The organism is Myxococcus sp. MH1 (assembly GCF_059738865.1).
Genome location: NZ_AP026947.1, coordinates 9,288,760 through 9,299,068, shown reverse-complemented (window position 1 = coordinate 9,299,068; position 10,309 = coordinate 9,288,760). Strand labels below are relative to the sequence as shown.

The following is a 10,309-nucleotide window of genomic DNA, read 5'->3' as shown; positions in this document are numbered from 1 at the left end:
CCCCGGGGGTCGCGGAGGTCGTGAGTCGTGTCTCATTGGGGAAGGACCGTGATGAGTCGGAAGGGGGTTACTGGCAGAGGGACTGGTCGCAGACATTTCCTTCGTCCAGCGTCCCCGAGCAGTTGTTGTCGATGCCGTCGCAGACCTCGGCGGCGCCTGGCTTCATGTCGGCGCGGGTGTCGTCGCAATCCCCGCCCGTGCGGACCGTGCCCATGGGCTGGTAGCAGGCCCGCGTCGAGTTCCAATCCGCGCCGTAACCGTCATGGTCCTGGTCCGGATAGAAGGTCAGCCACGCGGCGCTGTTGCTCGAGTCATCGGTGATGCCGTTGCAGTCCTCGTCGATGTCGTTCGCGCACACCTCCGCGGAGGGCGCGCCGGGCGTGCACAGGCCGTACTCGCCCCACTCGCAGACCTCCTTGGGCGGCTTGTCGGGCTGGGTCTCCACCATCTCGCAGAGCTCACCGCAGGCCGGGGCGGTGCGACGGCACGCGCCCGTGCCGCAGGCGATGGTGATGTCGTCCACCGCGCCGTTGCAGTCGTTGTCCGCCTTGTCGCAAATCTCGACGCCGGGGGGACGCGGGGTGCAGGTCTGCTCGACGCCGTTGACGCAGGCCTGGACGCTGACGCGGCACTCGCCCACGCCACACTGCTTCACGGCGCCGGGCTTCACGTTGAAGTCGTGGTCGTTGCAGTCCGAGGCATTGGGCGCGGCTCCGCCCGGGACGGTGCAGGCCATGCCGATGGGCGCGCCCGCGCCGTACCCGTCACCGTCGTTGTCGCGGTAGTAGGTCCTCATGACACCGTCGTCGATGGTGCCGTTGCAGTTGTCGTCGATGTTGTTGCAGGTCTCGGCCCTGGCCGGGCCCGGGGTGCAGCTGTTCGCCATCCACTCGCAGACCTCGACGGGCGGCTTGTTGGGGTTCGTCTCCACCAGCTCGCAGACGTCGGCGCAGGCGGCCACCGTGCGCTGGCAGTAGCCCGTGCCACAGGTGATGGGCGGCAGGTCGTCCGCCACGCCGTTGCAGTTGTTGTCCAGCTTGTCGCAAACCTCGGCGGTCGCGGGCTTGGGGACGCAGGCCTGCTCCACGCCGTTGACGCAGGCCTGGACCGTGCGCGCGCACTCGCCGACGCCGCAGGACTTGATGACCCCCGGCTTCACGCCGGCGTTGGCGTCGTTGCAGTCCGTGGCGTCCGCGACGTAGCCCGCGGGGATGCCACAGGAGTCCTGCCACTGGTTGGGATTGCCGTAGCCATCTCCATCCGCGTCCCGGTAGAAGCGGCCGGCCTGCCAGACGGACGCGTTGGAGTCGTTGCAGTCCGTGTTGTTGGTGACCCAGCCGTAGTCGACGCAGCCCTGGACCGCGGCGCCCGCGCCCTTCCCGTCACCGTCCGCGTCGCGGTAGACGGTGCGCTTGACGCCCTCGTCAATCTGCCCGTCGCAGTCGTTGTCGACGCCGTCGCAGATCTCCGGGTCGCAGATGGGCTCGGGCTCGCAGTCGGGACAGCCCGGGGGCGGCAGCATTTGCGCTCCCGACTTCGCGCTGGGGCTCGAGGTGGATCTGGAGGGCGTGCTCGCCGGGGCCGCGAGGACCAGGCTGGAGGCAAGCAATGGGAGTAGTGCCAAGACATACGAAGGGAGTCGCCACACACGCGTGTGGGACCCAGGTGGTCGTTTCATGAGGTGCTTTCGTGGTGAACGAGCGGGGCGCTCGCGAGGCGCGAACGGGCGGCCATGGCGCACTGCTCGCCGTCAGACGGTGAATCCTGGCGAGTGTGCACGCGTGGGCCCGGTGCTGCGTGGACGCGCGCTTCCCTCATAAAAGAGGAATCACTCAAAAATCAAGCAGGCCACCCCATACCCAGAGAGCGCGCTCGGCCAGGAATTGCAGAGGGGCCGGGTATACGTATCGACGAATTGTCTTGGGTTGCCGGGGCTGAAAATCAGCCCGCTTTCCACGTGCTACGTCGGGATTCTTCCGGACATTGGAGCTGCAATCGGTGCATGCCGCTCAGGGCTCGGGTTTCGCGGGTGTCGGCCGGCCGGTCCGGGAGCCCGAGCCGGCTCCAGGATGCGAGGCCCTGGGGGGCGGCTGGCGCCAGCCGGGCTTGCGCAGGGCGTAGAACACGAAGGGCACGGCGGCCAGGGAGAGGACGAGCCCAGCCAGCCGCGCCACGTAGGCCGCGGCGTTCTGCACGCCCAGCTGCTTGGGGGGCACGAAGCCGACGAGGAAGGCGAGGACACAGGCCACCAGTCCGACTCCCGCGAGCACGGGCAGCATGGGCGCCCGGTAGCCCCGCGGCAGGTCGGGCTGCGTGCGGCGCAGGCGCAGCGCGGAGAGGAACAGCAGCCCATACATGGGGATGTAGAGCTGCGTCGTCATCGCGTCGAGCGCCCAGTAGACCTGGTTGACATCCCGGGCGAAGAAGAACAGCAGCGCCAGCAGGGCCACCAGCACCGCCTGCGTGGCGAGCAGGCCCGTGGGCGTGCCGTGTGTGTTGGTGCGCTGGAAGAAGGGTGGGAGCAATCCCTTTCGCCCCACGAGCAGCAGGCTGTGATTGGGGCCGAGTATCCACGTGAGCACCGTGCCCAGCGTGGCCACCAGGAACAGCACCGCGATGAGCGGCGCCACGCGCCTCATCCCGAACGTGGACAGGTAGGTCTCGAATGCCTGGATGAGCCCCGCGCTCAGGTCCACACGGGTGCGCGGCACCGCCACCGCGACGCCCAGCGTGGCGAGCACGAAGATGCTGGTGGCGAGCAGCGCCATCACCACCATCGCCTTCGGATAACCGTGCCGCGCGTCGCGCATCTCCCGCACGTGCACCGCGCTCACCTCCACGCCGCCGAAGGCCAGGAAGTTGCCCACCACCAGCACGAGCCCGCCGATGCCGGACCACGGCGGCACCCAGTCGCGCGCGCCCAACGGGGCCGCCGAGCCGTGCCCACCGACGAGATAGACCACCGCCAGCAACGACAGCAGCGCCGTGGGCAGGACGATGCCCAGAAGCACGCTCCACACCGAGAACAGCGAGGCGTGTCTCACACCGTGCATCGCCACCGCCGCGCACAGCCCGAAGCCCACCAGCACGAAGGCGCCGTTGAACGGTCCGCTGCGCGCGAGGTCCGGCGACACCACGAAGGCCAGGTTCCCCGCCGCGAACGACAGGAGCAGCGGATAGAAGATGACGTTCTGCACCCACTGCTGCCACGCCGCGCAGAACGCCCACTTCTCCCCGAAGGCCTCGTGCACCCACGTGAAGACGCCGCCCGGCCAGGTGCTGCCCAGCTCCGCCGCGACGAAGGCCGCGGGCAGCAGGAAGACCAGCGCCGGGATGAGGTACAGCACCACCGAGCCCAGGCCGTACTCGGACATCGCCGCCACGTTCGTCAGGTTGATGACCGCCGAGGCCGACAGGAGTCCCATCGCGGGCCAGCGCATGCCGTGGCCCGGTTGCTTCGCGGACAGATGGGGGGACGGTCCTGACATGGTGGTGCTCCTCTTGGCTCAGGGAGTTCCCAATGCCACCTCGCCTCGTCAAGGTGCGCCCCGGTGGGGAACGTGCTCGAGCGGAAGCGCCGCGGCCGAGATGTGGCGTTTCGCGTGCTCGCCCGAGCCCCGCGTCCCGGTCGACAGAGCTGGGTACGGCTGGAGTGACGCAGCGACGGCGCGTTTGGGGTTGTCGGGCCGTAAATCCAGTCAGGCTTCAACGACTCCTCGCCAGGGGTTCGTGTTGCCCCTGGGATTCGTTTCAGGAGGGCGCCGTGGCACAGGGGCTCGGTGTTCCGAGGGAGAGAGGGCGGGATGCCACCGGACCCCAGTTCCCTTGTAGGCTCGCATTCCATGGTGCGTCCTGAAGGACGAGAAAGAGGAGCACGTCCATGCTCCACCAGACCTGCGGGTGAGAGTCCCGTCCGGGTAGACACCGGAGTGCCCGGTAGCAGGCCCCAGCCGGTCGCCGAGAGGCGGCAGGCCACAGCGGGGCGTCAAAAGCCTCCGACAGGGAGGGAGCAAGAGCACGGGCCGCAACATGAAGTGAAGCCTGCCGCCTCGACAGAGACACAATGGGAGAGCCGAGCCGAGCATGTCACGGTGAAGGCCAGGTCCGCTGCGGACGAGTCCGGGTGTGAAGCAGCGGAACTCCCCGGGGTATGGGGCGCGGCACGTGTTCAAGGAGTGGTGGGGAACAGGAGAGACCCGACTGCGCAGCCGTCGTCGCGGCAGGGCCCCGCGTATAAGCCGAAGGCGAAAGCGAGGGGAGTGCAGCGGGAGTCCGAGGGGGCCGTAGTACCGATGAGGGGCGTGCAGGACAACGCGCCCGGAGGGAAGGGCCCCTGCTTGAGTGGTGCTTGGGTGGGAGGTAAGAGCGAGGGCATGAGCCGCCACGGCGGCTCCAATCTCCCCGGTGGACCAGAGTCCACCGACAAAGTTCGACGACTCCAGCGCAAGCTCTTCGTGGCAGCCAAGCGGTGCAAGGAGCGCCGTTTCCATGCGCTGTATGACCGAGTCCACCGGAGTGACGTCCTGTGGGAAGCGTGGGAGCGGGTTCGACGCAACAAGGGCGCGGCTGGCGTGGATGGAGTCACGCTGGCGGCGGTGGAGCGGTACGGCGCGCAGCGGCTGGTAGAGGAGCTGGGCGAGGTGCTGCGAGCAGGAGCGTACAGGCCGCCCGCGGTACTGAGGCGGTACATCCCCAAGGCGGACGGGAAGCGAAGGCCGCTGGGCATTCCGACGGTGAAGGACCGCATCGTGCAGATGGCGGTGAAGTTGGTGCTGGAGCCGGTATTCGAGGCGGACTTCCTGCCGTCCTCGTATGGCTTCCGGCCTCGCCGAAGCGCGTTGCAGGCCCTGGAGCGCATCCGGGAGGTAGTCAATGCCGGATGTCGCCACGTGCTCGACGCGGATATCCGCGATTACTTCGGCAGCATCGAGCATGAGCTGCTGATGGAGCGGGTGGAGCGACGGGTGTCGGACCGCAGGGTGCTCAAGCTGCTGAGGCAGTGGCTGAGTGCGGGAGTGGTAGAAGAGGGCCGGTACTCCGAGACGGTCTCGGGGACGCCGCAGGGCGGAGTGGTTTCTCCGTTGCTCTCCAACATCTACCTGCACGTCTTCGACAGCGTGTGGCAGCGGCAGTGCGCGCGGGTAGGCGAGCTGGTGCGCTACGCGGATGACTTCGTGGTGCTGTGCAAAAGCCGCGAAGCTGTCGAGGAGGCTGAACGAAGAGTGCGAATCATCTTCGAGAGGCTGAAGCTACGACTGCATCCGGAGAAGACGCGGCGAGTGGAACTCACCGAGGGCAAGGAAGGCTTCGACTTCCTGGGCTGTCACCTGCATCAACGCATGTCGGGCAAGCTGCTGGAGGAGCGTGGCCTCAAGCGCTACTACCTGCACAGATGGCCGTCAGCGCGGAGCATGAAGCGGGTGAGGGCCCGGGTGAAGGAGCTGACGAGTCGTCAGCGGTACGGGGTGAAGGACGTGCGAGTCATCATCGCCGACCTGAATCCGGTGCTGCGAGGGTGGGGCAACTACTTCCGCAGCGGGAATGCAGCCCGGAAGTTCAATCAGCTCGACTCCTACGTGTGCAGGCGGCTGCACCAGTTCATGGTGAAGCGCAGGGGAAGGAACCTGCGAGCCGGACAGGCTCACGAGTGGAATCGGGAATGGTTCTGGGGACAGGGGCTCCACCGATTGCGTGGGACGATTCGTTACCCGAAACCGTGCATGCTGCACGACAACACTCTCGTTAAGCCGTATGCGGGAAAACCGCACGTACGGTTTGAAAGGAGGCGGGTGGAAACGGGCCGCTGACCGGTACCGCGCCACCCATCTACCAATGAGTTCGACGGTGAGCGCGTTCCTCGACGACATCTCTACCCGCGACGGGCTGAAGGCGGCGCGGGCGCGAATCGACCAGCTGGGAGAAGCGCGGGCCTACCCGGCGCTGGTGGCGGTCGCGGCGGAGCTGGAGGCGCGGCTGGCCTCGACGCCCGCGGAGGGCCGGGAGCGGCTGCACGCCCTCTCGGACCACCTGGAGGAGGTGCTGGCCAAGGGCCAGGACGTGGACAGCGCCCTGACCCTCCTGGAGGTCGCCCGTCAGCCGCGTGACGCGCGCTACCAGGGACGTCTCTCCGCCGCGCGACGGGAGCAGGAGCTGGCGGCGCTGCTGGGGACCCATCGCAACGCGGCGAGCTTCGTGGAGCTCTGCTCCCACCGGCAAGGCCCCGAGGACCTGCTGGAGCTGTTCGCGTGTGGCGTCCACGAGTTCGTGCTGCGCGGCGCGGACCTGTCCTCGGTGCCCGGTGTCCTGGCGCTCCAGGAGGAGCTGTCGCGGCGCGGTCATCCGCTGGCGGCGCTGCCCCTCCAGCGTCGACGCTGGGAGTCCTCGTTCGGACGCATCATGGGGACGGAGGAGATCGACCCGTACGACACGCTCGGGGAGCGGCTGTCCGCGGCGTCACGGGAGGACGAAGAGGACGAGTACACCGCGCCCGACATCCGGCTGGCGACGCAGGACGAGCCCGTGCCTCCGGGGCTCGCGGCCATCCTGGTCGCGGAGGATGGGGAGGGGACTCACGAGGCCATCGAGCAGCGGGTGCTCAAGCTGCGTCCCGCGCTGCCCAAGGCGCCCTCGGACACGATGACCTCGCTGCTCATCGACCTGGGCCTGCCGCTCATGAAGGACGCGGCCTTCGTGGTGTGCGAGCGGGACACGCTGTCGCACGTGGCCGACTTCTTCTTCTCCCGGGTGGCGTCACGCGCTCGCGGGTGGTTGGGCGCGGCGTATGGACGTCTGGCGTTGTGGCGCACGCTCGAGGCGCTCGGTGGCATCGAGGTCTCCTGGGCCAGCGATGCCCCCGAGAAGCGCTGGAACGCCTGCACCTGGTACCAGTTCAAGGGCTCCTGGCAGGACGCGCGTCCCCCTGTCATGGGGGTCGTCTGTCTTCGCCCCGGTGGGACATCGCTCGCGCTCGTCGCGGTCCACGAGCGGGCGTCATACTTCTAGGGACCTGCGCTTCCACAGGCGGAAGGCCCGCTTCGCGCCGTGGCCATCGGGGTCGCGAGGCTGGTTGAACTCCAGGAGCCGCTCGTTCTTCAGCTCGTTGGCGATGAAGCCCACCGCGCCGCCGCTCTCGTAGCCGCGCCACGTCTGGCTGCGCTGGATGGCGCCCTCGAAGAACCGCTGGCCCTCGGGCGTGTCCTCGACGAGCCCCTGGTAGACGAGGAACCGCCAGGCCTCCTCGGCATTCCCCTGGAGGTCGACGACGTGCAGCGAGGTGGTCAGCCTGTCCCAGTAGCGCGGAAGAATCATGGCGGCGACTCCGACTCCCGAGTTCGAGCGGAGCATAGCCGACGTCCCGGGCACGGTGCTGTCGTTGCACTGTTCACCAACGGCCACTCACGCTTTCCCCTCCGCGAGGGCTGCCTTATGACGGGTGCCTGGCACCTGGAGGAGGTCGTTCGCGCGGATGGTGGAATACATCGACCAGCTCATCGGGGCGCTCGGTCCCCTGGGGCTCCTGGTGTTGGGCGTGGCGGCGGCGCTGGAGTACGTGGTGCCCCCCTTCCCGGGGGACACCATCACCCTGCTGGGTGGCGTGTACGCGGTGCGCGGTGAGCAGTCGATGGTGCTCGTGTTCCTCGTGGTGACGGCGGGCAGCGTGGTGGGCGCGGCCATCAACTACGCGGTGGGCCACTGGCTGGCGGGGCGCTTCGACGCGAACCCGGGGCGCAGCTACCTGGGCATCAGCCACGCGCGGCTCTCCGAGGTGCAGTCCCGGATGCGGCGCAACGGGCCCTGGCTGCTGCTGGCCAATCGCTTCCTGCCCGGCATCCGCGGGCTCATCTTCGTCGCGGCGGGTGCCTCGCGCGTGCCGCGCATCAACGCGCTGGGGCTGGGGGCGCTGTCCGCCATGGCGCACACGGGGCTGGTGCTCGCGCTGGGGGCCGCGGTGGGCGGAAATCTGGAGCGGCTGTCGGCGCTGATGAGCCGCTACCAGTACGCCGTGGTGGGGCTGGTGGCGGTGGGCGCGGTGGCGGTGTTGGTGCGCATGTTCGCCCGGCGACGGGCTCCGGCCCCCGGGCCTTGAGTCCTCGGGACGACGGCATTCCACGGCGACGTTGCATGGGGCGGCCCGGGCGCGCTTGAGTCGAGGGATGGCCTCGCGCACCTCTTCGTGGACGCTCCTGCTCGTCGCGCTCGCGCTGTCGCTGACGGGCTGTCGCTGTGGGGATGACTCGGGCACGGGCGACGCGCGCCAGGGCTTCCGTCCCCAGGAGACGGAGGTCGACTTCGGTCGCGCCCTGGAGGGCAGCCTCACGCGCAGGCAGGTGACGCTGCTGGCCACCGGACGCGCGAGCCTCACCGTGACGGCGTCCGTGGGCGCGCCCTTCAGCGTGGCGAGCGCGGAGGTCACCGTGCCGGGCAGCGGGACGACGGTGGTGGAGGTGGACTTCCTCGCGGCCAACGGGCCCGCGGAGGGGACGCTGACGCTGACGGGCGCGGGGCGCACGGAGACGGTGCGCCTCACGGGCCTGGGGGTGCGGCCGCTCACGTGTGTGCCATCGAGCCCCTGTCACGAGTCGAGCTTCGACCTGGCCACGGGCACCTGCATCGAGCGGGCGCTGGAGGATGGCGCCACCTGCATCCCCACCAGTCGCTGCGTGGTGAACGGGCGCTGCGAGTCGGGTGCGTGCGTGGGCTCTCCTCGCACGTGTGATGACGACAACCCGTGCACGGTGGACGCGTGCTCGCCCTCGCAGGGCTGCGTGACGGCGCCGGTGGTGTGTCCGACGCCGAGCAACCGGTGCAAGGTGGGCGTGTGCGACCGGGACGAGGGTTGCCAGGAGGTGGACGCCGAGGACTTCATCCCGTGTGGGCCAGGGGACTGCAAGTCGGCGCGGCTGTGCTTCAACGGCTCGTGTGACGAGTTCGCCACGCCGGATGGCATCGTCTGCGCTCCCGCCACCGCGTGCCGGGGCGAGGGCACCTGTCAGGATGGTGAGTGCGAGCGGCCCGACGCGGGGGAGCTGGAGGCGGAGTTCAGCCAGCAACTCGGCGGTGAGCCCGTGGGGGCTCCCGCGCTGCTGGTGCAGGACGGTGCGTTGTTCTCTTCCGTGTGTGACGAGGATGCGGGCTGCCGGCTCGTGTCCTTCACCCAGAGCGGGCTGCTGCGCTTCGAGTCGCCCTATCCGGATGGGGGCGCACGCACGCTGCTGGCCGCGTCCGATGCGGGGGTGGTGGTGGCTGCGCCGGAGGGGCTGGAGTCGTATGCCCCGCGCACTCCGGGCGCGCGACAGTGGGAGGCGTCGTGGACGTCGCTCGGTGCTCCTTCGGATGCGGGGCCGTGGCTGGGGCACGTGGAGGCGGGGCAGGTCGCGCTGACGGCGGCGGGGGATGTAGTGGCGCATGTGGCGTGGGGCCCGGTGCCGGAGGATGGTGGCGCGGTGGCGGTGCCCGAGAGCACGCGGTGGGTCTGGCTCGCGGGAGGTGAGGATGCGGGCACGGTGCTGCGCGCGGGGCCCGTGGAGGCGTGGCGCGGTGAGGCGCGGCTCGCGCTCGATGCGGAGGAGGCGGCGTTCCGGTACACGGTGGATGGGCGGCTGGAGCGCGCGGACTTCGAGCCGGATGGAGGCTCGCTGCTCATCTCGGAGCTGGCGGACGGTGGTGTCCCGGGTGGGAGTGCGTCGCTCGCGGTGGCGGGGGGCACGTTGTTCGTGGGGACCCGGGCCTTCGTGTCCACGGATGGCGGCGCTCCCGTGACGGTGGACTGGGACGCGGGCTCTCGGACGCTGACGCCGTTGGCCGAGCCCGCGCTGCTGTCCTCCGCGGGGAACCCTGGCTACGTGTTCGCGCGCTCCTGCTCGCGCACGGATGGCCTGCCGTGTGCGCCCGACGAGGAGCGCACGGTGCTGCGCGCGGTGGACTCCACCACGGGGTTGGTGGCGTGGGAGGTGGACGCGCTGCCCTTCGAGGAGGTGCCGGGCTCGTTCCACGACGCGACGCTCATCGAAGGTGACGCGGTGGGCGTGCTCGCCGACGCCGAACGCACGGACGGGAGGCAGGTGTGGCTCCAGTTCTTCGCGCGGGGGAAGAAGGTAGAGATGTGCGCGCTCCCCGGACGACCGACGCGCGTTGCGGGCAGCACGTTCTCCGGCGGCCGGCTGCTCGTCGTGTTGGAGCGTGATGGCGTCTGGCGCGTGGAGGCCTACGGGATGGGTGGCATCCAGGCGTCGCCCTTCGGCTGGCCCCAACGACACGGGAGTTCGTCGGGCGTGAGGCGCGAGGCGCGCTGAAAGACATCGCCGCGCTC

General features: G+C 69.5%; 7 protein-coding genes. 4 read left to right on the top strand and 3 right to left on the bottom strand.

From position 1 onward, the window contains the following. Nucleotides 1-67: 67 nt before the first annotated feature. Both AC6JA9_RS36720 and AC6JA9_RS36715 read right to left on the bottom strand, forming a co-directional pair. Complete coding sequence (locus tag AC6JA9_RS36720; RefSeq protein WP_497958550.1) at nucleotides 68-1,522, bottom strand: putative metal-binding motif-containing protein; 1,455 nt, start codon at nucleotides 1,520-1,522, stop codon at nucleotides 68-70. A gap of 487 nt (nucleotides 1,523-2,009) precedes the next feature. Next, nucleotides 2,010-3,488 carry an amino acid permease gene (locus AC6JA9_RS36715; protein WP_408889091.1) on the bottom strand — a complete coding sequence of 493 codons (1,479 nt, stop codon included), beginning with the start codon at nucleotides 3,486-3,488 and terminating at the stop codon, nucleotides 2,010-2,012. 885 nt (nucleotides 3,489-4,373) lie between these two features. On the opposite strand from AC6JA9_RS36715, the gene ltrA reads away from it, so the two are divergent. Together ltrA and AC6JA9_RS36705 are read left to right on the top strand one after the other, a co-directional pair. After that, a complete protein-coding gene (ltrA, locus tag AC6JA9_RS36710) occupies nucleotides 4,374-5,807 on the top strand; it encodes a group II intron reverse transcriptase/maturase (RefSeq protein ID WP_408888341.1) in 1,434 nt (477 codons plus the stop codon). A 37-nt stretch (nucleotides 5,808-5,844) separates the two neighbouring features. Beyond that, nucleotides 5,845-7,002, top strand: a complete 1,158-nt coding sequence (locus AC6JA9_RS36705) for a DUF6183 family protein (RefSeq protein ID WP_497958549.1) — start codon at nucleotides 5,845-5,847, stop codon at nucleotides 7,000-7,002. On the opposite strand, the gene AC6JA9_RS36700 is transcribed toward AC6JA9_RS36705, so the two are convergent. Next, nucleotides 6,991-7,308 carry a hypothetical protein gene (locus AC6JA9_RS36700; RefSeq protein WP_408889093.1) on the bottom strand — a complete coding sequence of 106 codons (318 nt, stop codon included), beginning with the start codon at nucleotides 7,306-7,308 and terminating at the stop codon, nucleotides 6,991-6,993. The genes AC6JA9_RS36705 and AC6JA9_RS36700 overlap by 12 nt on opposite strands. Nucleotides 7,309-7,465: 157 nt before the next feature. On the opposite strand from AC6JA9_RS36700, the gene AC6JA9_RS36695 reads away from it, so the two are divergent. Next, on the top strand, nucleotides 7,466-8,086 hold the full coding sequence (locus AC6JA9_RS36695) for a DedA family protein (RefSeq protein ID WP_223747059.1): 621 nt from the start codon (nucleotides 7,466-7,468) through the stop codon (nucleotides 8,084-8,086). A gap of 67 nt (nucleotides 8,087-8,153) precedes the next feature. Continuing rightward, complete coding sequence (locus tag AC6JA9_RS36690) at nucleotides 8,154-10,292, top strand: hypothetical protein (RefSeq protein ID WP_497958548.1); 2,139 nt, start codon at nucleotides 8,154-8,156, stop codon at nucleotides 10,290-10,292. Nucleotides 10,293-10,309 lie beyond the last annotated feature (17 nt).

What these genes read in the sequence shown, in the direction of transcription:
- AC6JA9_RS36700 (WP_408889093.1), bottom strand. Translation starts at nt 7,308, where the DNA reads ATGATTCTTCCGCGCTACTGGGACAGGCTGACCACCTCGCTGCACGTC.
- AC6JA9_RS36695 (WP_223747059.1), top strand. Translation starts at nt 7,466, where the DNA reads ATGGTGGAATACATCGACCAGCTCATCGGGGCGCTCGGTCCCCTGGGG.
- AC6JA9_RS36715 (WP_408889091.1), bottom strand. Translation starts at nt 3,488, where the DNA reads ATGTCAGGACCGTCCCCCCATCTGTCCGCGAAGCAACCGGGCCACGGC.
- ltrA (WP_408888341.1), top strand. Translation starts at nt 4,374, where the DNA reads ATGAGCCGCCACGGCGGCTCCAATCTCCCCGGTGGACCAGAGTCCACC.
- AC6JA9_RS36720 (WP_497958550.1), bottom strand. Translation starts at nt 1,522, where the DNA reads ATGCTGCCGCCCCCGGGCTGTCCCGACTGCGAGCCCGAGCCCATCTGC.
- AC6JA9_RS36690 (WP_497958548.1), top strand. Translation starts at nt 8,154, where the DNA reads ATGGCCTCGCGCACCTCTTCGTGGACGCTCCTGCTCGTCGCGCTCGCG.